This is a genomic window from Vreelandella neptunia, from assembly GCF_034479615.1.
GTDB lineage: Bacteria > Pseudomonadota > Gammaproteobacteria > Pseudomonadales > Halomonadaceae > Vreelandella > Vreelandella neptunia.
Genome location: NZ_CP140255.1, coordinates 2,280,045 through 2,303,564 on the forward strand (window position 1 = coordinate 2,280,045; position 23,520 = coordinate 2,303,564).

Consider the following 23,520-nt stretch of genomic DNA (forward strand, 5'->3'; position numbering starts at 1 on the left):
GTCTTATGCAATATCCAGGCTAGCAGGGCCTGCTAAGCGTTTGATGCCGTCGACCGTTATAGCGTCGACGGCACTTGTTAAGACCTAGCTTGTTAAGAACCAGCTTGTTAAGAACTAACCGCCCAGCTCAGCGCCTCACCCGCCAGCAAGGGGATAATTTTCTCTCCTTGGGCATAAGGGTAACTCTCCGGCAGCGTCCACTCGCGTCGTTCAAGCGTAATGGTATCCGGGTTGGGCAATAGGCCATAAAAACGCGGCCCGTTAAGGCTGGCGAAGGCTTCCAGCTTGTCCAAGGCATCCATTTCATCGAAGGCAGTGGCGTAAAGCTCAATGGCCGCGGGGGCGGTATAGGCACCGGCACAGCCGCAACTTGACTCTTTAGCGCCCTGGGAGTGAGGTGCACTATCGGTGCCCAAAAAGAACTTATGACTACCGCTAGTGGCCGCTTTAAGCAGCGCTTGGCGATGCTGCTCGCGCTTTAGGATGGGTAGGCAGTAGTAGTGAGGACGAATACCTCCCACCAGCATCTTATTGCGGTTAAACAACAGATGATGGGCGGTAATGGTCGCGGCTACGTTATCCGGCGCCTGGGCAACAAACTCAGCGGCTTGTTGGGTGGTGATATGCTCACACACGACTTTCAGCGCTGGATGGCGATCCAGCAGCGGTTTTAGCACTGTTTCAATGAATACCGCTTCGCGATCAAAAATATCGATCTCAGCATGGGTGACTTCACCGTGCACCAAAAGTGGCATGCCAACCTTAGCCATCATTTCGATAGTTGCGTCGCAATGGGCCAAATCGGTCACGCCAGAGTCGGAGTTAGTCGTCGCACCCGCAGGGTAAAGCTTCACGGCGTTAACAATGCCACTTTGAGCCGCGCGTTCGATCTCTTCCGGTGGGGTTGTATCGGTGAGATAGAGCACCATCAGGGGTTCGAAGGTACTACCCACTGGCAGGGCATTGAGAATACGCTGACGATACTCAAGCGCCTGGGCCGTTGTGGTAACTGGCGGGGTAAGATTGGGCATAATGATCGCCCGCCCCATTTGCGCGGCGGTATGGCCTACTACCGCTTTGAGCGCCTCATCGTCGCGCAAGTGAAGGTGCCAATCGTCGGGGCGGGTCAATGTCACAGTGTCCACGGCAAGTCCTGTAATGATGTTAAATCGGGTAAAATACGCCGTGTACAGTATACGCAATTGCGCGATGGGATAAATCCGCTCCTCAAGCGCCCACACCCCAGCCCAAGTATCGTATTATGGCAACGCTGTTGTTAAGCCATGGTTCTTTTAAGATCAGATCTAACGGCGAGTTTTGAACAGTCGTTTATTAAAAGTTAGTTTTTTGACGCTAAGGATTTAGTTGTTTATGCAGAACGTGCGCCGCTATGCGGATATTATTGCCAGCCTGGAAGGATTGATGTGGCTAAGCCTTGCTTGGTCGATTTCACTCTCCGTTCATATCGGCAGCACAGAACCCACTCTCGCTAGCTTACTGGTGATTGGGGCCCTGGTGGTTTTTTGCTGGGCCCATCGGCCACTGCGTTATTTGCTACGCCGCTACCATATTCGCAAGCGGCGCACCGATATGTGGATCCACACCCTGGCCCTGCCGCTGCTGCTGGCCATGTTCTTCCACATCATGCTTGAAGCTTTACTGGGTAGCGCCTGGCTGCCGCCTAAAATGTTGCTGTTTAATATATTGGCATCGGCAGGCTGGACCACCTACGTCATGACCCTGCTGATAAAATTTATCATTCATGGCTTTAAAGCCAAGACCAAATAAGCCCGACATGCAAACTGCCTTACCCCTTCCGCTTTCTACGCCCAACCGCAACCTGGTGCGGCTGACTATTGTGCGCGGCATCACCTGGACCGGTTTTTTATTGGCCATTGTTGTCGGTGTTGAGCTGCTGGCCTTTGACTTACCGGTGACCGCCGTGGTGAGCGTGGTCATTTCCATGGGCGTACTCAATATCGCCACCTGGTGGCGGCTAGGGCGGCCACGTGCAGTGACGCATCTAGAGTATCTGCTGCATCTGCTCGCCGATATTACCGGCTTAACGCTGCTGTTCTATTTCTCGGGCGGTTCCACCAACCCTTTTATTACTTACTACCTGGTGCCGGTCACCATCGCCGCCGCCACCCTGCCCTGGCGCCACGCCTGGATTATTGCCGCCTGCTCCATGGCGGGCTACACCTTTTTAATGTTCTCTTACTACCCCATCCCCCAGTTGGGTCACATTAATAGTGATAGCCCTTTGAGCCTGCATATACTAGGCATGTGGCTTAACTTTGGCCTCTCTGCTGGCCTGGTGACATTTTTTATCTATAAAATGGCTCATGCCCTGCGCAGCCGTGATCAGGCACTCTCCCGCACTCGGGAAGCGGCCCTGCGCAATGAGCAGGTGTTGGCGGTCGCAACCCAGGCTGCGGGCACTGCCCACGAACTGGGCACACCACTCTCTACCATGGCAGTCCTCCTCAAAGAGATGCAGGCCGATGCCCTCCCCGATTCGACGCTTGATCAGGACATTAACTTACTGCGCCAGCAGGTAGACGTATGCAAATCACGTCTACAAAATTTGGTCTCCAACGCTGACCGGCGCCGTATGGCAGAACCCGAAGTGCTCGACGCCGAAGTGTGGTTAGCGGGTGTTGTTCAGCGCTGGTTGGTGCTTCGTCCTGATGTAAGCCATCAGTTCGATGTGGCAGAAAAACGCGGTAGGCCTTGGCTGGCCGTCGATGCCACGCTCGACCAAGCATTGACCAATTTGCTCAATAACGCCGCTGACGCCAACCCTGAGCACATTGCTATACGCTTAGACTGGCAAAGTGAGAGCGTGGTGATCGATATTCGTGATCATGGCCCAGGTGTCGCCATGTCGATTGCCGACCAGCTGGGTGAGACGTTTATTTCAACTAAAAGCAAAGGCATGGGTATCGGTTTGTTTTTAACCCATGCCACCATCAATCGCTTTGGTGGCGGCGTAAGCCTGTATAATCATCCGGAGGGGGGTACGCTAACGGAAGTGACGCTGCCTCGCTGCGCAGCACCAAATTAATCGCCCCCGCCCCAAGCACCGCCAGTAATGGATTGAGGACAACATGCAAACGCGAGAGCAACGCCTGCTGATCATTGATGACGATGAAATGTTTTGTCATGTGCTGAACCGTGCGCTAACGCGCCGCGGTTACGACGTTATCGTTGCCCACGATGCCGAGCAGGCCCTAACCATGGCCGCGCAGCATTCACCTACTATGGCGACCCTTGATTTAAAACTGGAAAACAGTTCAGGCTTAAAACTGCTTCCCGAGCTGCTTGCTACCGTCCCCCAGTGTCGCATTGTGGTGCTGACCGGCTACTCCAGCATCGCCACCGCTGTGGAGGCGATTAAACTCGGCGCAGTTAATTACCTGTGTAAACCGGTGGATGCCGACGATGTATTAACCGCGTTTGAGCGCCAGAGCGGCGACCCGGATATTGAGCTTGCTGACAATCCGCCATCGATAAACCGCATCACCTGGGAGCATATTCAGAAAGTGCTGCAGGAGCACGACGGCAATATATCCGCAACCGCACGGGCACTAGGCATGCATCGCCGCACCCTGCAGCGCAAATTACAAAAACGCCCGGTACGGCGTTAAAGCCTGCAACAAGGCACAAGCACCCCGCCAACGGCCACTGGCGGGGCCAAACTGATTAATTAATGCGCCGTCCAGCCTAAATCGATATTAAAGCTTGAGCCAGTCACGGCACCGGCTGCGTCGGATGCCAGGTAAGCGACTAATTGCGCCACCTCTTCAGGCTCGATCAGGCGCTTGATGGCCGCCTGTTTGAGCATGACTTTTTCGATGACTTCCTGTTCGTCCATACCGTGCAATTTGGCCTGGTCGGCGATTTGATTGTCCACGAGCGGAGTTTTTACATAGGCAGGACATACCGCATTAGCAGTGATGCCTTGTTCGCCGCCCTCTAGCGCCGCTGTCTTGGTCAAACCAATCATGCCGTGTTTGGCGCTGATGTACGCTGCCTTACCCGGTGAAGCCACCTGAGCGTGTATCGAGGCCACGTTTACGATGCGGCCCCAGCCCTTTTCACGCATATGCGGCCACGCGGCCTGTGTGAGCAAGAAAGGCGCCGTCAGCATCAGATCCATAATCTGACGCCACTTCTCTTCGGGAAAGGTCTCAATCGACGCAACGTGCTGAATGCCAGCATTATTGACCAATATATCCACACCGCCAAAGCGCTTAACCGCATCTGCCACCGCCGCACGGCAGGCATTGGGGTCGGTTAGATCTGCTTCAAAGAAAGCAGCACCGGCTTTTTCAGCGACTGCCTTACCCGACGGATTAAAATCGACGGCAAGCACTTGATGTCCTAATTCGCAAAAGTGCTTAACCACAGCGGCGCCGATGCCGCTGCTAGTACCGGTTACCAGCGCAACTCGCGGCGTTGTAACGGCTTGGGAAGTCATAGGCTATTTCCTTTTTCACTACGTGGATGGTACGCACTATCAATTTAAACAGTGTCAGTATAGCTATCCGGGTCTAGGCGCTGGACTCTGCTGCGGGTTGCATTAAACGCGACATCATTTGCTGCGCCAGCCTTGCGGCCTCCTGCATGCTCTCCAGCTCACCCAACTCATGCAAAATGGCGCGCTTGTAGAATTCATAGCCGCCCGGCAGGTGCTCAAAGGATAATTGGTATGCGCCTGATGGAAGTGAGAGCGTCAGGATATCCGCCAAAGGCGCAGTAAGCTGATTCCGGTCAGGCACCGCGACCAGCCAAAGCTCACAGGGCGTAATCAACGCCCCCACCATGTGCTCAGCGCCATGATGCTGAAAGCATAGCGCATCAACCCCTAAATGCGGGTTCCAGTCACTTTTTTGTTTAATGGATGGCAAGTGCACATCTCGGTACGCCTTCGCCAGTTCAGCAAGGAAGGTGTATTCGTCAGCGGTGAGCGTTTGCATAGGCTTATTCATTTTTTCCAACTGATAACCGGTATTAATGATCCGTGTAGCGAGCTGCTATTGGCGAAACGTGCTCTGCTCAGCCACAATGGGCGCTAATTTATCGTTTAGCCAACGGCTATTTAACCTTCAGTTACTAACTACCTGGTAACTTACTCTGCTTATCGTAATGGAGCGCCCTCTATGTTTGTGGTTATTTTTGGTCGGATGTCATGTCCCTTCTGTGTGCGCGCAAAACAGCTTGCCGAGCACTTGGAAAAGGTCGGTAAAATTGAGGGATATCGTTATGTAGACATGCCTTCCGAAGGCGTCACTAAAGAAGATATCGCCAAAACGGCAGGTAAACCCATTCACACTGTCCCGCAGGTATTTGTCGATCAAGCCCATGTGGGCGGCTTTACTGAATTTGATCAGTTTGTCCGCGACCAGCAGTTGCTTGCCGTTTAACCAGTCGTTAATACCCGTTGAACCCTTGCTTACCTCGCTTGCCTATAATAAGCAGTTATTTAATGGCTCACGCTAGGTGTGCCACTTTAGGCAAGGAGTTCACCATGCAGCGTCAGGAGTTCGTTCAGCAGCTGTGGCTTGACTATGTTCATACCCATCCCGATATCGGCGCTCTCAGGCTGTGGCCGCTATCAACCGCAGCCGAGTATTTAACGCTAGTTACACTCAATTACGGCCCTTTTACCGCTGCCGCGCTTACCGGCAACTTAGCCCATATGGGCTATCGCCCGATGGGTCACTACGCCATGGCCGATAAAGGACTGTTAGTGCAACTGCTCGCCCCGAGCGACGGCAGCAGTTGGCTAGTGCTAGCAGAATTGCAAATAGGCACACTGTCCAAGGCGCCACGAGAAGCCATTGAAGGGTTAGTGCAACAGTCCCATCCTCAGGATTGCAAAGGCCATAATTTACTCTGCCGCGGTCGCCCTTGGCCGATGCCTAGCTGGGCGCTCTATCAGCAGCTACAGCAAGCGCACCCCTTGGCTGCCTGGATAGCGGTGATGGGCCCACGCTTGCACCACGCTGGCTTTGATTGCGGTCAGCTTGGTGAGCCTTTGACAGTTTTGGATCAACGCCTCACCGAGGTGGGGATGCCAAGTCTGCAAGGACAACAAAACGGCGTCTTCACGGTGTCTTCGCTGTTGGATCATCGCTTCTATCCCACCACGCCGCAAAAAACTGTTTTCGCCGAAGGCGATGAGCATCGCCTCTGTTTAGGCGGTCTGGCGTTAGTCCAAAAGCACGTTGAGGATAACCACGAGCGTATTGCCGATGTACTACTGCCCCACCATACACGTTGTGAAATGGCATAAGGCGCTAACGGCAACAGTGCTAGCGCCTCAATGAGTCACCTGCTTCACCTTCTGGCTAACAGGCGAGGTGCTTATTCGGCATCAAACGTCATTTCAGGAACATGGTCAGGCACAATCAACTTGCCCGCCGTCTTCTCGATGATCTCCTCAACGCTTACACCCGGTGCACGCTCCTTGAGGATAAAGGCACCGTCTTTGATTTCAAGGTAAGCGAGATCCGTCAACACACGATTAATGCAGCCTGCGCCAGTTAACGGGAGTTCGCATTTTTCCAGCAGCTTGGATTCGCCATGCTTAGAGGCGTGGGTCATGGTGCAAATGATGTTTTCGGCACCGGCAACCAGATCCATGGCCCCGCCCATTCCTTTGATCAACTTTCCAGGAATCATCCATGAAGCGATGTTGCCTTGCTGATCCACCTCAAAAGCACCCAGCACAGTAAGATCCACGTGACCGCCACGAATCATCGCAAACGATTCTGCGGAAGAAAAAATCGCCGCGCCTGGGCGAACCGTCACCGTCTCTTTACCCGCATTGATCATGTCTGCATCGAGCTCGTCCTCGGTGGGGTAGCGGCCCATCCCAAGCAGTCCGTTCTCGGATTGCAGCATGACATCGATGCCATCCGGAATGTAGTTGGCAACCAGGGTAGGAATACCAATGCCCAAGTTGACGTAAAAACCATCTTGAAGTTCGCGGGCGACACGCTGAGCCATCTGTTCTCGTGTTAAAGCCATGGTGACTTCCTCTTGTTGAATCGTTAAATGATAAGCAAGTGTTACGTTTGAAGGCGTGGCGCGTTAGCTGCGCACCGTGCGTTTCTCGATCCGCTTTTCAAACGTGCCCTGAATAATCCGATCCACATAAATCCCCGGGGTATGGATCTGGCTAGGCTCAAGCTCACCCGGCTCAACGATTTCTTCAACTTCCACCACGGTGATTTTCCCCGCCGTGGCAGCCATGGGGTTAAAGTTTTGCGCCGTATGGCGATACATCACGTTGCCATAGCGATCTGCCTTCCAGCCTTTCACAATGGCAAAATCACCGACGATAGCTTCTTCCAAAATACAGTGACGGCCATTAAACTCGCGAACCTCTTTACCCTCACCAATCGGCGTGCCGTAGCCAGTCGCCGTATAGAAAGCGGGAATGCCAGCGCCGCCTGCGCGCATTTTTTCCGCCAATGTGCCTTGGGGCGTTAACACTACCTCAATCTCATCGTTAAGCATTTGCTTCTCGAACAAGGCATTTTCGCCTACGTAAGAGGCTAGAATTTTACTGATTTGGCGGTCTTCAAGCAGGATCCCCAGACCAAAACCGTCCACGCCACAGTTATTGGAAACCACGGTGAGGTCATTGACGCCGCGGCGCTTGATTTCGGCAATCAGGTTTTCGGGAATACCGCAGAGCCCGAAGCCACCGGCAATGACGGTCATGCCGCTCTCGATGCCTTCCATTGCCTCTTCGTAGGAAGCTACCCGCTTATCGAATCCTGCCATTGTTGTGCCTCACATTGTTGTTGATCAGTATTATCGTAGATGAGTATTGTCAAAAATTCGCGCATTGAAGCTTACGATAGTGCCAGTGTTGTGCGAGATGATATATTTGTTAAGTTTGTTTTTCTTATTAATTTATTTTTAAAACTTATAAAAGGTGTTTTATGACCGTCAAACAGCTTCGCGCCTTCCTGGCGGTCGCCCAAACCCTCAGCTTTACCCAAGCCTGCGAGCGACTGCATTTATCTCAACCGGCGCTAAGTCTGGCGATTAAAGGCCTGGAGGAGTCCCTTGGGGGTAAACTACTCATTCGCAGCACCCGTAGCGTCAGATTAACCCCAGAAGGCGAGTCGCTGCTACCGCTAGCCAAACATCTGCTGGCTCAATGGGACAATACCGAGGAGCGTTTGCGCCAACGCTTCACTCTTCAACTGGGACGGCTCAGCGTCGCGGCGATGCCCGCCTTTGCCTGTAGCTTACTCCCTGCGGCGCTGGTTAAATTTCGCCAGCAGCACCCCAAGATCAACATTACCGTTCACGATGTCATCAATGAGGAGGTCACCGCCATGGTGCGCTCCCGCCAGGTAGAGATGGGGATCGCTTTGTCCCCTGAAGGGGCCGGCAGCCTGTTGTTTACACCGCTGTTTGAAGACCATTTTGTGGCTGTCGTACCGGCTGACTCTCCGTTAACCCAGACCACTCAACTCGCCTGGTCGACGCTGCTAAGCCACGACTTTATTACTCTTCAGCGCCCCTCCATGGTACGTCGTATATTGGAACAGGAGCTGAGCAAACAGGATACGGAGCTCACAGTGGCCTTTGAAAGCCACCAGCTCTCTACGGTGGGAAGAATGGTCGCCGACGGTCTGGGCGTCAGCGCTGTGCCTTCCATGTGCATTCGTCAAATGCATGAATTGGGTGCCCGCTGTATCCCGCTGACTGCGCCCGCCATTTCCTGCCGAGTCGGCATTTTGACCCACCAAGAGCTCTCCGTAGCCGCCCATGCACTGCGCACCGTCCTCCTTAAGACCGTTCAAGCACCTTCACTGTCTATCGACTAGCCCATGACTGAGATGATGCACTAGGTTTCTGCTGGGCAGCGTGGCTAGGATCATTTAGCATTCAGTATTACGTTATTGGTCTGACGGTAAGGAAACGCGGTATGCCTATTTTTAAAGGGCTGGTTAGCGCACTGCTGCTAACGCTCAACACGCTGTTCTGGGGCGTACCTCTCATTCTGCTGACGCTGCTTAAAGTCATCGCCCCAGGGCAACGGCTGCAACAGTTAGTACTTCAGGGACTGAATGGCGTCGCGTTAAACTGGATAGGTGTAAACCTCTGGTGGATGCGGCACTGGCTTAAACCCGTGCTACACGCAAGCGTACCCGATAATTTGAGCCCGCAGCAGTGGTGGCTGGTGATCTCCAACCACCGCAGCTGGACTGATATTTTTATGCTATTGATGGCGCTGCATCGGCGTATCCCCATGCCACGCTTTTTCCTAAAGCGTCAATTAATCTGGATTCCCATCGTAGGGTTGGCTTTTTGGGCACTAGAGTTCCCTTTTATGCGCCGCTTTACCCGCGAGCAAGTGGCTAAAAACCCTAAACTGGCCACCATTGATCGAGCCGCTACTGAGCGTATGTGTCATCAGGCACGTCTCTCGCCCATTGCGATTTTTAATTTTGTCGAGGGTACCCGCTTCTCAGTTGCCAAACGCGATGCCCAGCAGAGCCCCTACCGTCATTTATTACGCCCCAAAGCGGGCGGCATTGCCCAGGTACTTAGCCTGTTAGGCAACCAATTGGATGGTATCCTGGATGTGACGATCAGCTACGCCAACCCCTCGCCGACGTTTTGGGGCTTTTTATGCGGCAAGGAGGCGCCCGTCACCTTACAGGCAAGGCAACTCAGCATTCCTGAGTGGATGTACGCATCAGATAACCACGAAGAAAAGCAGCATAAGGAACGCTTCCACACATGGATCAATGCACTCTGGTTGGAAAAAGATGGCATGCTGGACAGCCGAACCGATCACGACTAGCGGGTTGGCTTACCGTCTGGCTGTTAGCGGCACTAATGACCGGCTGCTCCAGCGCTCCCCCATCGCCAACCCAGCGAGCGGCCGCCCCAAGCGCCAGCCAGATCAGTGGCGACTGGGTGCAAGTACAGCGTGGCGACACACTGGGTAAACTGGCGGCTCGGGCTAACGTGCCGCTGGAACGCTTGCAGCGTTTTAACCCTGGCGTCGATGCGCGGCGCCTGGAAATTGGCCAGCGCCTGCTCATTCCCACTCAACAAGAACGGGCCCCTTCCGGCGGCCCTTACCGCTACCAAATCCGTCCCGGCGATACGTTTTCGAGCATCGCTCGACATTTTGGCACCACCAGTGGCCGCATCCAGAGCGCCAACCCTAGCGCCTCCCCCACAAGCTTAAGAATAGGCCAAGTGGTCAGCCTACCCCTTGGCGGTTCAACGCCGCGCAGCTCATCGCAACGCACGGCGAGTAGCAGTGGCTCATCAAGCGCTAACAAGCCTGCCGCGGCGCCCACCAGTAGCGCAACTAGCCAGGCATTGCCCTCTTCAGCCAGGCGCTGGCCCTGGCCGCTGGATGATTATCGCGTGGTTCGTCGCTTCGGGCCGGACAGCCGTGGCACCCTGCAGCCCATGCTGCTGGCTACTCAAGCTGGCGCCCAGGCTAAATCCGTCGCCCCTGGGGAGGTACGTTTTGCCGACGGCATGCGCCAGCTAGGTGAAGTGGTGATTGTGCACCATGCCGATAATCTCCAGACCGTATACGCCCTTTGCGAGCGTATTTTGGTCGAGGTAGGCAAACAGGTTAGCGCGGGAGACCCGCTTTGTGAGGTAGGTCAAAGCAGTGCCACCCAGCGCTATGATCTACTCTTTGATTTACGCCAAGGCGGCAAACCCATCGATCCCAAGCAGGTGCTGCGCTAAAACACTCGCTTGGTAATACCGTCTTTCGCATTACTGCCCTTTATAAAGCAACGGCCCCTAGCTAAGGAGGGGCCGTGGGTAGATGGGCGCGCTTTTAACCGCGATAGTAACCTGGTTTTACAAACGGCATGGGGGTTACCACCATGGGTAGCTGCTTACCGCGTACTAGCGCGAACACGGCACTTTGCGGCGTTTCCAGTTCACGAGTGACATAACCCATCGCCACCGGTTTACCAACACTTGGGCCAAAACTACCGGAGGTCACCACCCCAATCTCATTGCCCGCCTCATCCAGCAGCTGCGCACCCTCACGCACCGGTGCACGGCCTTCAGCTAACAGCCCAACTCGCTTGCGGGTGTGATCTTTGGCCTCGATCTGATGCAGAATCACGTCAGCGCCCGGAAAACCACCGGCACGCTCGCCACTACGGCGACGCGGCTTGCCAATGGCCCAGATCAGCCCAGCTTCTACCGGGGTAGTTTGCTCGTCCATATCGTGACCATAGAGGCATAAACCCGCTTCCAAACGCAGCGAGTCCCGCGCTCCCAGGCCAATCGCTTCGACTTCGGGCTCAGCTAGCAGTTGCTCAGCGAAGGCTTCGCAAGCATCGGCGGCGACGGAAATTTCAAAACCATCTTCACCGGTATAGCCGCTGCGGCTCACCCACACTTCATGACCGGCAATGGTGAAGCGGCCATGCTGCATAAACACAAGTTCACAGGCTTCCGGGCAAAGCCGCTGCATAACATCCCGTGCCTGGGGCCCCTGAAGCGCCAGCAACCCCCGATCCAGGGGCTCGACGGTATGGGTCGATGCCAAATTGAGGCGCAGGTGAGCCAGGTCTTGATCTTTACAAGCTGCGTTCACGACTAAATAGAAATGATCACCTGCGTTGACCACCATCAGGTCATCGATAATGCCGCCTTCGTTGCTGGTGAAAAGCCCGTAACGCTGCGCGCCCACTTCAAGCCCTACCAAATCCGCAGGTATCAGGGTTTCCAAGGCCTCGGCAGCGTTGTCACCCGAAACACTAATCTGCCCCATATGGGAGACATCGAACAGCCCGCACTTTTGACGGGTGTGCTCATGCTCTTTTTTGACCCCCGGCGGGTACTGCACCGGCATATCGTAGCCCGCAAACGGCACCATCTTGGCACCTAGTTTGAGGTGTAGCGCGTGCAGCGGTGTTTGCTTTAATTCGGACATGGGGGCATTCCTCACTTAAAAATTATTCACTGATAAATGCTTGACTTAAAAAAGAGACGGGAAGCCACTGCTTAAGTGTCTTCCCGACTCTACTGTCATTCACGTTTTGTCTTCACCTACAGCGCCTTTTACGCGCTGCGGATATTATTGGTCGTGATCCAGCTCTTCACCCGGCAGTACGTCTTTACCGTCGAAATAGTCCTTGGTTAGTTTAAAGACTACCGGCGAAAGCAGTGCCAAGGCAATCAGGTTCGGGATCGCCATCATAGCGTTGAAGGTATCCGCCATGAGCCAGATAAAGCCCAGTTGAGCGATAGCACCCAGGGGGATGGCCAGTACGAACAGCACCCGATAGATCATAATTGAGCGCGTACCAAACAGGAACTGGCAGCACTTCTCGCCGTAAAATGACCAGCCAAGGATGGTAGTAAAGGCAAAAATCGCCAATGCAATGGCGACAATCTGATTACCAAAGCCAGGCAGTGCAGCGTCAAACGAAAGCGCGGTCAGCGATGCCCCCGCTTCACCTTCTTGCCAAACCGTTGAGGTCAAAATCACCAGCGCGGTAATCGTGCACACAATAATGGTATCGATAAAGGTACCCAGCATCGCGATTAAGCCCTGGCGCACCGGGTTTTTAGTTTTTGCCGCTGCGTGTGCGATAGGTGCACTACCCAAACCCGCTTCGTTGGAGAAGATCCCGCGTGCCACACCAAAACGAATCGCCGCCATGACGGCGGCACCTGCGAAACCACCTGCAGCCGCCATGGGGTTAAAGGCGTAGTAGAAGATCAAACCAAAGGCTTCACCGATCTGCCCGGCATTGACGATCAATACCAACAAGCCAGCGACTACATAGGCAATGCCCATAATCGGCACCAACTTGCCCGCCACTTTAGCAATACGCTTGATACCGCCCAGAATCACCGCGCCAGCAAGTACCATAATGACCACACCCGTGAGCCAATGCGGCACGCCGAATGTGGCGTCCATGGCATCAGCAACGGAGTTGGACTGGACGGTGTTGCCGATCCCAAAGGCTGCGACAGCGCCAAAAAATGAGAACAGACCGCCCAGCCATAGCCACTTTTTACCCAGGCCATTCTTGATGTAAAACATCGGCCCACCCACGTGGTAACCTGTGCTATCGGTTTCACGATAGCGCACGGCCAGCACCGCTTCGGCAAATTTAGTGGCCATCCCTACCAGTGCGGTAATCCACATCCAAAACACAGCGCCGGGGCCCCCTAACGCAATGGCCGTGGCGACCCCGGCAATATTACCGGTGCCGATGGTCGCAGAGAGCGCGGTCATCAAGGCGTCAAAAGGCGATATTTCCCCTTCGTCACCCTCTTTGGCTGGCGCCGCTTTACCCACCCCAGGTTTCGCATCACGCCCCGCCCACATTAGCTTGAAACCCATGCCGAGCTTTCTAATCGGCATCAGTTTCAAGCCAAGCTGCAGGTAAATCCCCACACCGAGTAGCAGAATCAACATGACGGGCCCCCAGACCACGCCGTTGATTGCCCCTAAGAGGCTAGTTAATGCTTCCATGTTCATTTCCTCGCTTTGTTGGTATGCAATGGTGGTGTGTATTGTTGATTGGCTACCATCTAGTGGTTTTATGTGACGTCGCTATGGCTGGTTAGCATAGGATGTAAACGTTTTACACCATAAACTTAGCAAGCATCTAGGGTGATGTCGCTTGTGCATAGAGGATACCGCTTTTTTCATAATCCGACGTCTGCACCCAGGCGCAAAAGTATCTAGACAGATAACGCTACTAAGCACGCCATGGAGCAACGAAGAAATTTGTTTCCGATTGGAAACACGTTAACATGCTCGCTTATTCGCTCGACCTACCCTAGCCACTATTCGCCAAGGCGAGCGACAAACGCTAGTATGCTCGGGCCCAGAAACTGTTTCATATAGGAAAACATCATGAGCAATCTTCCTTCCAATCTCCGCTACGCTGAAAGCCACGAGTGGGTGCTTGATAATCAAGACGGCACCGTGACCGTGGGTATTACTGATCACGCCCAGCAGGCGCTAGGTGATGTTGTGTTTGTTGAACTGCCTGAAGTGGGAACAGCCCTGAGCAAAGGCCAAGAGTTTGGCGTTATCGAATCGGTCAAAGCCGCTTCTGATCTCTACTCCCCAGTTGTTGGCGAAGTCATCGAAGTCAATGACGCCCTGGAAGACGCCCCCGAAACAGTCAATGAATCCCCTTACGAAGGCGGTTGGATTATGAAAGTGCGTTTAGACAGCGACTCACTTGATAGCCTGCTTGACGCAGATGCCTATCAAGCAACGCTAAGCGCCGACGACTAAAGGCGGTCGCTGAATCATATATTAGGGCCTGCCTTTATCCTTTATGGCGGGCTCTTCGCTTATCGCCCTGCACGGTTCTCTCTTAACGTCCGGAATCTTTTTCATGTCTCTTGAAACACGCCGTCTGGCCGAGCTGGCCGATCACGATGCTTTTATCAAACGTCATAATGGTCCAAGTCAAGATGACGTGGCCACGATGTTAAAAGCGCTCAACATGCAGCACATGGAAGATCTGATTGAACAGACCGTGCCGAGCGATATTCGTCTTGGCCGCGAGCTAGCGCTTGATGATCCGCGTAGCGAAGCGGAGGCGCTAGAGTACCTAGCCCAGCTAGCGCGGCAAAACCGTGTGGCAAAAAGCTATATTGGCCAGGGCTATTACGGCACCCATATGCCCGCGGTGATTCAGCGCAACGTATTGGAAAACCCAGGCTGGTACACAGCCTATACCCCCTACCAACCGGAGATTTCTCAAGGCCGCCTGGAAGGGTTACTCAACTTCCAGCAAGTGGTCATGGATTTAACCGGCATGGAGCTGGCCAATGCGTCGCTGCTCGACGAAGCCACCGCCGCCGCCGAAGCCATGGCGCTGTGTAAGCGTGGCAATAAGAGAAGCAAATCCAACGCTTTTTTCGTCGCCGACGACGTTTTCCCGCAAACGCTAGACGTGGTTAAAACCCGCGCTGAGTTCTTTGGCTTTGAGTTAATCACTGGGCCTGCGGAAGAGCTAGCCAACCATGATGTCTTTGGGGCGCTTGTCCAGTACCCCTCTGCCAGTGGCGAAGTGCGCGATCTGGCTCCGCTATTAAGCGCCGCGGCTGAGCGCAATATCATGACCTGCGTGGCCAGCGATCTGTTGAGTCTGGTGCTGCTTAAAGAGCCCGGCCAGCTCGGTGCGGATATTGTAGTGGGCAACTCCCAACGCTTTGGCGTACCCATGGGCTTTGGCGGCCCCCATGCGGCTTTCTTTGCTACTTCCGACAAGCTCAAGCGCTCGATCCCTGGGCGTATCATAGGCGTGTCAAAAGATAGCCGTGGTAACACAGCGCTGCGCATGGCGATGCAGACCCGCGAGCAGCATATTCGCCGCGAGAAAGCGACCTCTAACATCTGTACTGCCCAGGCACTTCTGGCCAACATCGCAGGTTTTTACGCCACTTATCACGGCGCTGAAGGGCTGCGCAAAATTGCTGGCCGCGTTCACCGCTTGGCGACTCTGCTCGCCGAGGGCCTTAAGCAGGCAGGGGTAACGCTCGCTCATGACAGTTGGTTTGATACGCTGCGTTTGACCGGCATTGACGCTGGCAAGATCCATGGTCGTGCCATGACTCACGATATTAACTTACACTACTTCGGCAATGGCGATGTGGGCATCAGTCTGGATGAAACCACCACCGCCCGCGACGTAGCAACGCTGTTTGACGTACTGCTGGGTGACGAGCACGGTCTTGCCGTTGCTGTTTTGGACGAGCAGGTAGTGGCTAACGGCGCTACAGGCATTCCCGCTGCCTGTATGCGCGAAAGCGACTTCTTGAGTCATCCCACCTTTAGCCGCTACCGCAGCGAAACAGAAATGCTGCGCTACTTGAAGCGTCTTGAGAACAAGGATCTGTCGCTTGCCCATGCAATGATCCCGCTCGGCTCCTGCACCATGAAGCTGAACGCCACCAGCGAAATGATCCCCGTCTCCTGGCCCTCGTTTGCGCATCTGCACCCCTTCGCGCCCCGCGACCAGGTAGCTGGCTATCACCAAATGATCGACGAACTCTCGGCCTTTCTGGTCGAAGTCACCGGTTACGATCATCTCTCGATGCAGCCCAACTCTGGCGCTCAGGGCGAATATGCGGGCCTTGTGGCAATTCGTCGCTATCAGGCAGCCCAGGGAGAGGGACATCGCGATATCTGCTTGATACCAAGCTCCGCCCACGGCACCAACCCTGCCTCGGCAGCCATGGTGCAGATGAAAGTCGTCGTGGTCGAGTGCGATCAAAACGGCAACATCGACATGACGGATTTGCGTGCTAAAGCCGAGCAGCATCGCGATCAGCTCTCCGCCATCATGCTGACCTACCCTTCCACACACGGCGTGTTTGAAACCAGCGTGCGCGAAGCGTGCAAGATCGTTCACGATAACGGTGGCCAGGTGTATATCGATGGCGCCAATATGAACGCCCAGGTGGGGTTAACCCGCCCCGGCGATTTTGGCGGCGATGTATCTCACCTTAACCTGCATAAAACGTTCTGTATTCCCCACGGTGGCGGCGGCCCGGGCATGGGGCCTATCGGCGTAAAAGCCCACCTGGCACCCTACGTTTCCAACCACGTGGTAACGCCAATCAATGGCGTCAACGCTGATAGCGGTGCGGTATCCGCGGCAGCGTTTGGCAGTGCCTCGATCCTACCCATCTCCTGGGCCTACATTAAAATGATGGGCGCGCGCGGCCTGCGTGAAGCCACCGAGCTTGCCATCCTAAACGCCAACTATATTGCCAAGCGTTTGGAAGCGGCATTCCCGATTCTTTATCGTGGCCAGAACGGTACGGTTGCCCACGAATGCATCATCGATATTCGTCCGCTTAAAGCGGCCTCTGGGATTAGCGAGGAGGATATCGCCAAACGCTTGATGGATTATGGTTTCCACGCACCGACCATGTCGTTCCCGGTGCCGGGCACGCTGATGATCGAACCCACCGAGTCTGAGTCGCTGTATGAAATCGACCGCTTCTGCGATGCGATGATTGCCATTCGTGACGAAATCGCCCGAGTGGAGAGCGGCGAATGGCCGCTGGATAACAATCCGCTGGTCAATGCGCCACATACCCAGGCGGATCTAATGGATAGCGACTGGCAGCGGCCTTATGACCGCCAGTTGGCTGCCTTCCCGACCGCGGCTGTTCAAGCCGCTAAATACTGGCCCGCCGTTAACCGCGTCGATAACGTTTTCGGCGACCGTCAGTTAATCTGTTCCTGCCCTAGCATCGATGAGTACCGCAACTAACGGCAAAGCTGACAAGATGTGAAGCGATAGCGCTTTAAGTTGCGAGAACGCCCTTGGTGCCTAATCAATTAGACGGCATCAGGGGCGTTTTTTCTTGCAGGCGCTGAGTGTGAAAACCGTCTAACAGCTTTTCGTAACGCTTGGGCAACACAGAGTCGCGGCGGCGCAGCAAATAGAGTACCTCATTGACCGCATGGGGCAGGTTCAACGCTTTTACCTGGCGCTGCCAGGGGGAAGTTTCCAATACCAATCGCGATACCACGCTAAAGCCCAACCCCCTGGCAACCGCGTCCAGTACCATGCTGACTTCATTGGTAAAGCCTTGATGGCGGAAGTGGGTCATTGAGCGAAACTCGTCGGGATAATTGGCTCGCAGCAGTGCATTGGCATGGTTAATGCCGTCGTAATAGTTGAGAAAGCCAATGCCCATTAAATCTGACAGCGTGCTACCCGCAAAATCTGCAGGCACCACCAGGCAGAGTGGCTCTTCATGCCAAATGCTGCAATTAAGCTCAGGGTGACGCATTGCCTCGGTAACTATCCCGATGTCATAACGCCCTTCGAGCAAGTCATTGACGATTTCGTGGTTAAACGCAAAGCTATAGTTGACCGTTAAATTGGGGTGCATTTGCTGATGCCCCAATATATACGGATAGAACATAAGACCAACGCTACCCGGCGAGGCGATGCGGCAGTCACCGCTATCCAAGGAGTCATCGTCTAGCCCGTGACGGAACTGCTCATGCTCAGCAAATAACTTTAAAGCGTAATCGTAAGCACGCCGCCCCGACTCGGTTAATGTAAAGCTGCGCCCCTTGCGCTCTAGCAGCTCTTTATTTAAATAGTCCTCTAACTTGCGTACATGCTGGCTTACGCCCGGCTGGGTCATTTCTAAACGTTGCGCCGTACGGGTAAAGCTGCCTGTTTCAACAAGCGTAATAAAGGTACGAAAATAGTGGGCATTGAACATAGTGAAGCGCCATGGTCTTTGATAACGGTCTTTAGCAGCTCTGTTTGAGAACCCGCTTTAGGCAATAGTTGAGTAACTCACAAAAAACGCTATTGCCGCCGCCCTATAAAATATGCCCCATAATAGCACACCCCGGCGAGCCAGCCGCTGCGCTGTACCCACCGCTTGGGCGTGGTAGTATGCCAAAAGACATCAAACGATTAGGGACAGCCCCGCTAATGACCGAAAACGTTCAACCTCGCGCCACCCTTTCCAGCATCATCTCCCCCGAGGGGAGCCTCGAAGTACTCTCTCAACATGAAGTTAATCGACTGCATAAAACGTCTCAAAGCGGTCTACACGATCTACTTCGGCGCTGTGCGTTGGCAGTACTCAATTGCGGCAATCCCAGCGACGATAGCCTGGCGATTTTAGAAGCCTATAAAGATTTCGATATTGAAGTGCTGCAGCAAGACCGCGGCATTCGCTTAAAGCTCACTAACGCCCCCGCCGAGGCCTTCGTAGATGGCCGCATGATTCGAGGTATCCGCGAGCATCTATCCTCGATCATTCGCGATATTGTGTACGTCTACAATGAGATTCAGCACCACAATCGTTTTGACCTGAGTACGGGAGAAGGCACCACCAATGCGGTCTTCCACATCCTACGCAAAGCGGGCACGTTAAAACCCGGCCGCGACCCTAGCCTGGTGGTATGTTGGGGCGGCCACTCTATCTCCCGAGAAGAGTACGAATATACCAAAGATGTCGGCTACCACTTAGGTCTGCGCGATTTAGATATTTGTACCGGCTGTGGCCCTGGCGCCATGAAAGGGCCCATGAAAGGCGCTAACGTTGCGCATGCCAAGCAGCGGCGTAAAGAAGGCCGCTATTTGGGTGTTTCGGAGCCCGGCATTATCGCGGCCGAAGCGCCCAACCCCATCGTCAATGAACTGGTGGTCATGCCAGACATTGAAAAACGCTTGGAAGCCTTTGTGCGCCTGGGCCATGGCATTATCGTTTTTCCTGGCGGGGTGGGCACCGCGGAAGAGATTCTTTATCTACTGGGCATTCTGTTGCACCCCAGCAACCAGGACATTCCTTTCCCGTTAATTTTCACTGGCCCTGCCAATTCAGCGGCCTACTTTCAGAAAATTGATGAGTTCCTAGTCTATACCCTCGGTGAGGATATCCGCCGTTACTACACCATCATTACCGGCGATCCGGTCTCGGTTGCACGCACCATGCGCCACGGCATCGATGAGATCGCTGAATTTCGGCGCACCCATCAAGATGCGTTCTACTACAACTGGCGATTGACCATTGCGCGCGATTTCCAGGCAACCTTTGAGCCGACTCACGACGCCATGCGTGGCTTAGCGCTGCACCGCCAGCAGCCCACCCACGAGCTCGCCGCCAATCTGCGTCGTGCTTTCTCTGGGATTGTCGCTGGCAACGTCAAAGAGGCTGGCATTCGAGCCATTGAAGCTCATGGCCCCTTTGTACTGACCGCAGAGCCCGAACTCATGCAACGCCTAGACGAGCTACTCACCTCGTTTGTAGCCCAAGGGCGCATGAAACTCGATGGTCAGCACTATGTGCCCTGCTATGTGCTGAAATAAAAACGCTCAATCCTGAAGGGAACAATACGCACAGCTGCCTGTTGAGCGGCGGCTGTGCGCTAAAAAGGGCCGGGTCGCCTTATGCTGTTAATTGCGTTTATAGCGCTACTCGTCGCAGGTATCGTCAAAGGCGCCATCGGTTCAGGCGTCCCGGTTATTGTCGTACCCATTCTCACCATGCTGTACGACGTTCAACTCGCTATCGCTCTATTAGTCGCGCCTAACCTATTTAGCAATGCTTTACAGGTATGGCAATATCGACGCCACCTACTACCCTTGCGCTTCTTGGCAGCTTTCTCCATTGCTGGCGGGCTAGGCATCGTTCTGGGCACTTGGGGATTAGTCGTTTTATCTCCCGAAATACTGTCACTGGGTGTCGCGGGTGTGATCGTGCTTTACCTGATCATCAAAGTGATGAAGCGACGCATCGCCCTGCCTTTTACTATCGCTGCACGACTAGTGATCCCCATTGGTCTAATGGCAGGCGTGCTTCAAGGTGCTGCGGGTATGTCGGCGCCCGCTTCGGTTACCTTTCTCAATGCGATGCAGCTGAAACGAAACGTATTTATTGGCTCCATCTCGGTCTTCTTCGTCGCCATTACCTGTGTTCAAATACCGGCGCTTATAAACGCGGGCATTTTAACCCTGGAACGTTTTCTGTTTAGCATCCTTGCTCTTGTGGTCATACTCGCCGCCATGCCCCTAGGCGCCCGCCTGGGCAATCGGCTGCCCCACCGCTGGTTCGATAATTTGGTTATGCTGCTGCTAGCCAGTATCGCCGGTAAAATTTTTATCGATACGCTGATGGCTGGCTAGCTCTACGAAGAGCTTTCTCTACGCTTTTTTCTCACTTCAACTAAACAGTGTTGGGAACCAAGTCAGGTAAAAGTGGCCAGAATAGCTACACTGAGTGGGCATTTCCTCACTATTGACCTTGAAAGGAACTCAACATGTCGATGATCAACCAGCTAAAAGATGTAAAAACTAAAGATTTCGCCAAGCACTGCTATGAAAGCAGCAGCGTCGATAAACTGCGCGAGGCATCGGAAGGCAGTGCCGATCAATCAGAAATGGAGCACTGGGGGTTAACCGAAGGGCAGTGGGAAGAGGCGATTGTTGCCGCCCTCGCCGACCATGAAGCCAAAGAGTAAGTATTCCCCCTTAACGCAAAGATTATTGGTAGAGACAGGTGCGCCCTAGCGGATAACCGCTAGGGCGTTTTGGTTTTCCAGGGCTTACTGTACACAGGGCTTACTCCACCCGAGGCTCACTCCAAACGGGAGAAGGCAATACCACCATACTCCTTCTGCAGTCGCTCAAGCCTGGCCAGTTCGTGTTCCGTTAGCTCGGGCGAGTCCCATAATGGCTGTTCATCAAGATCTTTCAGTCCTTGCAAGGTAACCGTCAGCTCTGCATCGCTGGGTATTTGAGCATTCCCCCATGGACCAAAGCGGTTAGGCGCAAGGCTCCACTCCAGTGTTTCGCCAGGCTCCATGCCACCAGGAACAACGTAGTAAAACGTTTCATCCACCCAAGGTACTGAGTGATCTGGGCTCGTCACCACGCCCCTCAACAGAAGCTCAGAAATGGCCTGGTCCGTGCCATTGGTCACTTCAAGATCAATCACCGGTTCCGGAGCGCCGTAAGGGCTTGAGCCCATGTAATAGCGTGCACTGTCAATGGTAAACCGAGCTAACTGCTGCTGGTCACTGGTGGCTTTTGCACGCTTCTCTTCCAGCCGCTTTAAGGTGCGAATAGCCTGTTCGCGCTCGCGTGCCCGGCGCTCGCGCAGAATCTGATCGGCACGCTGGATCACCTGATCCCCCGTTAACCCATGCATTTGCGCGTTGGCAGTTTCGGCGATCTCAGCGGCATTCATGCGGTGGGGGTTGAGAATATCGATACCACTAAACGATGTCGACGTGGCGATAATGATCAAGCCTTGATCAAACTCATCGCGCTTGTAGGTGGGCAAGGAGTTACGCACTTTCTCAACAGAGACAACCGACGCAGGCATGGAGCTAGTATCAATTTTGGGATCTGAGCAACCAGCTATCATGAGTACAGATAGTGATATTGCAGACAGCCTTAGCAGGCTCCACATACAATCACCTCAAAGCAGGCAGATAAAAATTCCAGAGGAGCTTAACGGAAAGCGCTATTAACCACTAGCCCCCGGTGGTTGGGAGAGCGTTTCAAGCTCTTTAAAAACGCTTAAAGATTAGTTTAGAACACTGAACGAATCCTATTACCCGCCTGTTGCATTCATAAACCTCACTATTTGAACTTCACCATCCGTGGTGAAGTGATGGCGCTCAGGTTTTTTCTTCATTGCCGCCACAATGCTCGATTTAAGCCGCTGGGTATCACCCGGATAACGTCGCATTACGGAGCGTAAATCTACCGAGTGCTCATTGCCCAGGCAAAGCAGTAGCCGCCCTTCAGCCGTTACTCGAACACGGTTACAGGCAGCACAGAAATTATGGCTATGGGGAGAGATGAAGCCAATCCGCGACTGGCTGTCTGCCATACGGTAATAGCGGGATGGACCTAGGGTGGTCTCAGTGGTGGGTAAGAGTTGATAGTGGTTTTCTATGGTCTCGCGTACCGCATCGGTGGAAAGAAAGGTTTCACCACGGTTATGCTCGCTGATAGCGCCCAGCGGCATCTCCTCAATAAAGCTTATATCGACGTGTTCATCCCGGGCAAAGTTTACCAAGTCGATAATTTCGTCGTCATTGCGCCCCTTGAGCAATACGGCGTTTAGCTTAATCGACTGAAAGCCAGCGCGGCGCGCTGCACGGATACCCGCGATCACCTGATCAAGATCTCCCGTCCGGGTTAATGCTTTAAAGCGTTCGGGCTTGAGCGAGTCGAGGCTAATATTGAGCCGATGTAGCCCGCCTTGGCGCAAAGCATTGGCATGCTTGACCAAACCTGAGCCGTTGGTGGTCATCGCCAGCTCGCGCAGACCTACCAATGCACCGAGTTTTTGCACTAGTGTTAGTACGCCCTGGCGTACTAACGGCTCACCGCCAGTTAGACGAATTTTCTCCACGCCCAGCTCGACAAATGCCTGTGAAAGCGCGGCTATCTCCTCAAGGGTAAGCAGTTGGGCGCGTGGCAGAAAGGTCATTTCCTCAGCCATGCAATACACACAGCGAAAATCACAACGATCAGTCACCGATATACGCAGGTAACGCACCGTGCGGCCAAACCCATCTACTAGTGCATTCATTCTACGGGCTCCTCTTGGGTACTGGCATTAACGGGCAGCCGGGCAATGAGTCCTTTTACCTCTGCGGTAACCTCAGCGATTGTTTGCTCATCATAAAACTGGCCCCGCCGCTTGCGCAGGCCGTTTTCATATAGCTTTACGTGCTCTGTGGGTATCACATCCGCTTTGGCGAGACAGTGGCTGGCGCAGTGCATCTGGCACCCGTCAATGGCCACAATAGGGCGCCCGGAGCGTGCAATGCGCACCAGGCCGGGCACACCACCGCCCACACCGGCAATGCAGGACATTTCTGCCTCTCCTGCATGGTCAAGACGCAGGGCAACGCTATTGGCAAGTTGCGCCACATCAGAGCAGCCGGAGCAGGCATAAATCAGTGTGCGGGGTTTGTGTTGTGAAGACATACCCTCTCCTATGAAAAAC

24 protein-coding genes are annotated in these 23,520 nt (G+C 54.1%); 13 read left to right on the forward strand and 11 right to left on the reverse strand.

All coding sequences use genetic code 11. The features are described from left to right. Positions 1-107: 107 nt before the first annotated feature. A complete protein-coding gene (gene pyrC, locus SR894_RS10580) occupies positions 108-1,145 on the reverse strand; it encodes a dihydroorotase (RefSeq protein ID WP_133732539.1) in 1,038 nt (345 codons plus the stop codon). A gap of 226 nt (positions 1,146-1,371) precedes the next feature. Between pyrC and SR894_RS10585 the strand changes: the two genes are divergently transcribed. Genes SR894_RS10585 through SR894_RS10595 form a run of 3 tightly spaced genes read left to right on the forward strand, consistent with a single transcriptional unit; the run spans position 1,372 to position 3,650 of the window. Next, positions 1,372-1,788, forward strand: a complete 417-nt coding sequence (locus SR894_RS10585) for a hypothetical protein (protein WP_133732540.1) — start codon at positions 1,372-1,374, stop codon at positions 1,786-1,788. A gap of 7 nt (positions 1,789-1,795) precedes the next feature. After that, entirely contained in the window at positions 1,796-3,067 is a 1,272-nt protein-coding gene (locus SR894_RS10590; protein ID WP_133732541.1) for an ATP-binding protein, read from the forward strand. Between the two features lie 43 nt (positions 3,068-3,110). After that, positions 3,111-3,650 (forward strand): response regulator transcription factor, encoded by a 540-nt coding sequence (locus tag SR894_RS10595; RefSeq protein WP_009286672.1) that lies wholly within the window; start codon positions 3,111-3,113, stop codon positions 3,648-3,650. 59 nt (positions 3,651-3,709) lie between these two features. On the opposite strand, the gene SR894_RS10600 is transcribed toward SR894_RS10595, so the two are convergent. Together SR894_RS10600 and hybE are read right to left on the reverse strand one after the other, a co-directional pair. Then, entirely contained in the window at positions 3,710-4,483 is a 774-nt protein-coding gene (locus SR894_RS10600) for a 3-hydroxybutyrate dehydrogenase (RefSeq protein ID WP_133732542.1), read from the reverse strand. A 73-nt stretch (positions 4,484-4,556) separates the two neighbouring features. Then, entirely contained in the window at positions 4,557-4,982 is a 426-nt protein-coding gene (gene hybE, locus SR894_RS10605) for a [NiFe]-hydrogenase assembly chaperone HybE (protein ID WP_133732543.1), read from the reverse strand. 183 nt (positions 4,983-5,165) lie between these two features. Here hybE and SR894_RS10610 point away from each other — a divergent pair, with 183 nt between their 5' ends. Both SR894_RS10610 and SR894_RS10615 read left to right on the forward strand, forming a co-directional pair. Then, on the forward strand, positions 5,166-5,429 hold the full coding sequence (locus SR894_RS10610; RefSeq protein WP_035579179.1) for a GrxA family glutaredoxin: 264 nt from the start codon (positions 5,166-5,168) through the stop codon (positions 5,427-5,429). Between the two features lie 104 nt (positions 5,430-5,533). Next, positions 5,534-6,301, forward strand: coding sequence for a VOC family protein (locus SR894_RS10615; RefSeq protein ID WP_133732544.1), 768 nt, complete (start codon positions 5,534-5,536; stop codon positions 6,299-6,301). Between the two features lie 71 nt (positions 6,302-6,372). On the opposite strand, the gene SR894_RS10620 is transcribed toward SR894_RS10615, so the two are convergent. Continuing rightward, a complete protein-coding gene (locus tag SR894_RS10620) occupies positions 6,373-7,038 on the reverse strand; it encodes a CoA transferase subunit B (protein WP_064232850.1) in 666 nt (221 codons plus the stop codon). 63 nt (positions 7,039-7,101) lie between these two features. After that, the gene (locus SR894_RS10625; RefSeq protein ID WP_064232851.1) at positions 7,102-7,800 is read right to left on the reverse strand and encodes a CoA transferase subunit A; all 699 of its coding nucleotides are present in this window, start codon (positions 7,798-7,800) and stop codon (positions 7,102-7,104) included. A gap of 161 nt (positions 7,801-7,961) precedes the next feature. Between SR894_RS10625 and SR894_RS10630 the strand changes: the two genes are divergently transcribed. The 3 genes from SR894_RS10630 (at position 7,962) to SR894_RS10640 (ending at position 10,755) form a co-directional block, all read left to right on the forward strand. Next, positions 7,962-8,858, forward strand: a complete 897-nt coding sequence (locus SR894_RS10630; protein WP_133732546.1) for a LysR family transcriptional regulator — start codon at positions 7,962-7,964, stop codon at positions 8,856-8,858. A gap of 101 nt (positions 8,859-8,959) precedes the next feature. After that, positions 8,960-9,841: an acyltransferase gene (locus tag SR894_RS10635; RefSeq protein ID WP_133732547.1), complete on the forward strand. Its 882-nt coding sequence runs from the start codon at positions 8,960-8,962 to the stop codon at positions 9,839-9,841. 116 nt (positions 9,842-9,957) lie between these two features. Beyond that, positions 9,958-10,755, forward strand: coding sequence for a LysM peptidoglycan-binding domain-containing protein (locus tag SR894_RS10640; protein ID WP_133732575.1), 798 nt, complete (start codon positions 9,958-9,960; stop codon positions 10,753-10,755). A 94-nt stretch (positions 10,756-10,849) separates the two neighbouring features. On the opposite strand, the gene gcvT is transcribed toward SR894_RS10640, so the two are convergent. Both gcvT and SR894_RS10650 read right to left on the reverse strand, forming a co-directional pair. Then, a complete protein-coding gene (gene gcvT / locus SR894_RS10645) occupies positions 10,850-11,962 on the reverse strand; it encodes a glycine cleavage system aminomethyltransferase GcvT (RefSeq protein WP_133732548.1) in 1,113 nt (370 codons plus the stop codon). Between the two features lie 144 nt (positions 11,963-12,106). Beyond that, entirely contained in the window at positions 12,107-13,516 is a 1,410-nt protein-coding gene (locus tag SR894_RS10650; protein WP_133732549.1) for an alanine/glycine:cation symporter family protein, read from the reverse strand. Between the two features lie 387 nt (positions 13,517-13,903). On the opposite strand from SR894_RS10650, the gene gcvH reads away from it, so the two are divergent. Both gcvH and gcvP read left to right on the forward strand, forming a co-directional pair. Next, complete coding sequence (gcvH, locus tag SR894_RS10655; protein WP_133732550.1) at positions 13,904-14,293, forward strand: glycine cleavage system protein GcvH; 390 nt, start codon at positions 13,904-13,906, stop codon at positions 14,291-14,293. 103 nt (positions 14,294-14,396) lie between these two features. Further along, positions 14,397-17,291 carry an aminomethyl-transferring glycine dehydrogenase gene (gene gcvP, locus SR894_RS10660; RefSeq protein ID WP_133732551.1) on the forward strand — a complete coding sequence of 965 codons (2,895 nt, stop codon included), beginning with the start codon at positions 14,397-14,399 and terminating at the stop codon, positions 17,289-17,291. A gap of 64 nt (positions 17,292-17,355) precedes the next feature. On the opposite strand, the gene SR894_RS10665 is transcribed toward gcvP, so the two are convergent. Then, a complete protein-coding gene (locus SR894_RS10665) occupies positions 17,356-18,261 on the reverse strand; it encodes a LysR family transcriptional regulator (protein ID WP_133732552.1) in 906 nt (301 codons plus the stop codon). A gap of 218 nt (positions 18,262-18,479) precedes the next feature. On the opposite strand from SR894_RS10665, the gene ppnN reads away from it, so the two are divergent. The 3 genes from ppnN to SR894_RS10680 all read left to right on the forward strand — a co-directional run bounded on the left by ppnN (position 18,480) and on the right by SR894_RS10680 (position 21,013). Further along, a complete protein-coding gene (gene ppnN, locus SR894_RS10670) occupies positions 18,480-19,862 on the forward strand; it encodes a nucleotide 5'-monophosphate nucleosidase PpnN (RefSeq protein WP_133732553.1) in 1,383 nt (460 codons plus the stop codon). 81 nt (positions 19,863-19,943) lie between these two features. Beyond that, positions 19,944-20,678 carry a sulfite exporter TauE/SafE family protein gene (locus SR894_RS10675; RefSeq protein WP_244286574.1) on the forward strand — a complete coding sequence of 245 codons (735 nt, stop codon included), beginning with the start codon at positions 19,944-19,946 and terminating at the stop codon, positions 20,676-20,678. A 134-nt stretch (positions 20,679-20,812) separates the two neighbouring features. Beyond that, entirely contained in the window at positions 20,813-21,013 is a 201-nt protein-coding gene (locus SR894_RS10680; RefSeq protein WP_088701505.1) for a hypothetical protein, read from the forward strand. Between the two features lie 116 nt (positions 21,014-21,129). Here the strand turns inward: SR894_RS10680 and SR894_RS10685 are convergent, their stop codons facing one another. The 3 genes from SR894_RS10685 to SR894_RS10695 form a co-directional block, all read right to left on the reverse strand. Continuing rightward, positions 21,130-21,966 (reverse strand): DUF6694 family lipoprotein, encoded by an 837-nt coding sequence (locus tag SR894_RS10685; protein WP_322535541.1) that lies wholly within the window; start codon positions 21,964-21,966, stop codon positions 21,130-21,132. A gap of 144 nt (positions 21,967-22,110) precedes the next feature. Continuing rightward, positions 22,111-23,100 carry a GTP 3',8-cyclase MoaA gene (gene moaA, locus SR894_RS10690; RefSeq protein ID WP_133732555.1) on the reverse strand — a complete coding sequence of 330 codons (990 nt, stop codon included), beginning with the start codon at positions 23,098-23,100 and terminating at the stop codon, positions 22,111-22,113. Then, the gene (locus SR894_RS10695) at positions 23,097-23,501 is read right to left on the reverse strand and encodes a putative zinc-binding protein (protein ID WP_133732556.1); all 405 of its coding nucleotides are present in this window, start codon (positions 23,499-23,501) and stop codon (positions 23,097-23,099) included. Before SR894_RS10695 ends, moaA begins: the two co-directional genes overlap by 4 nt. Between the last annotated feature and the right edge of the window lie 19 nt (positions 23,502-23,520).

Bases quoted from the DNA above. Each gene is read 5' to 3' on its own strand.
- SR894_RS10585 (WP_133732540.1), top strand. From the start codon at position 1,372: ATGCAGAACGTGCGCCGCTATGCGGATATTATTGCCAGCCTGGAAGGA.
- SR894_RS10590 (WP_133732541.1), top strand. From the start codon at position 1,796: ATGCAAACTGCCTTACCCCTTCCGCTTTCTACGCCCAACCGCAACCTG.
- SR894_RS10595 (WP_009286672.1), top strand. From the start codon at position 3,111: ATGCAAACGCGAGAGCAACGCCTGCTGATCATTGATGACGATGAAATG.
- SR894_RS10600 (WP_133732542.1), bottom strand. From the start codon at position 4,483: ATGACTTCCCAAGCCGTTACAACGCCGCGAGTTGCGCTGGTAACCGGT.
- hybE (WP_133732543.1), bottom strand. From the start codon at position 4,982: ATGCAAACGCTCACCGCTGACGAATACACCTTCCTTGCTGAACTGGCG.
- SR894_RS10610 (WP_035579179.1), top strand. From the start codon at position 5,166: ATGTTTGTGGTTATTTTTGGTCGGATGTCATGTCCCTTCTGTGTGCGC.
- SR894_RS10615 (WP_133732544.1), top strand. From the start codon at position 5,534: ATGCAGCGTCAGGAGTTCGTTCAGCAGCTGTGGCTTGACTATGTTCAT.
- SR894_RS10620 (WP_064232850.1), bottom strand. From the start codon at position 7,038: ATGGCTTTAACACGAGAACAGATGGCTCAGCGTGTCGCCCGCGAACTT.
- SR894_RS10625 (WP_064232851.1), bottom strand. From the start codon at position 7,800: ATGGCAGGATTCGATAAGCGGGTAGCTTCCTACGAAGAGGCAATGGAA.
- SR894_RS10630 (WP_133732546.1), top strand. From the start codon at position 7,962: ATGACCGTCAAACAGCTTCGCGCCTTCCTGGCGGTCGCCCAAACCCTC.
- SR894_RS10635 (WP_133732547.1), top strand. From the start codon at position 8,960: ATGCCTATTTTTAAAGGGCTGGTTAGCGCACTGCTGCTAACGCTCAAC.
- gcvT (WP_133732548.1), bottom strand. From the start codon at position 11,962: ATGTCCGAATTAAAGCAAACACCGCTGCACGCGCTACACCTCAAACTA.
- SR894_RS10650 (WP_133732549.1), bottom strand. From the start codon at position 13,516: ATGGAAGCATTAACTAGCCTCTTAGGGGCAATCAACGGCGTGGTCTGG.
- gcvH (WP_133732550.1), top strand. From the start codon at position 13,904: ATGAGCAATCTTCCTTCCAATCTCCGCTACGCTGAAAGCCACGAGTGG.
- gcvP (WP_133732551.1), top strand. From the start codon at position 14,397: ATGTCTCTTGAAACACGCCGTCTGGCCGAGCTGGCCGATCACGATGCT.
- SR894_RS10665 (WP_133732552.1), bottom strand. From the start codon at position 18,261: ATGTTCAATGCCCACTATTTTCGTACCTTTATTACGCTTGTTGAAACA.
- ppnN (WP_133732553.1), top strand. From the start codon at position 18,480: ATGACCGAAAACGTTCAACCTCGCGCCACCCTTTCCAGCATCATCTCC.
- SR894_RS10675 (WP_244286574.1), top strand. From the start codon at position 19,944: ATGCTGTTAATTGCGTTTATAGCGCTACTCGTCGCAGGTATCGTCAAA.
- SR894_RS10680 (WP_088701505.1), top strand. From the start codon at position 20,813: ATGTCGATGATCAACCAGCTAAAAGATGTAAAAACTAAAGATTTCGCC.
- SR894_RS10685 (WP_322535541.1), bottom strand. From the start codon at position 21,966: ATGTGGAGCCTGCTAAGGCTGTCTGCAATATCACTATCTGTACTCATG.
- moaA (WP_133732555.1), bottom strand. From the start codon at position 23,100: ATGAATGCACTAGTAGATGGGTTTGGCCGCACGGTGCGTTACCTGCGT.
- SR894_RS10695 (WP_133732556.1), bottom strand. From the start codon at position 23,501: ATGTCTTCACAACACAAACCCCGCACACTGATTTATGCCTGCTCCGGC.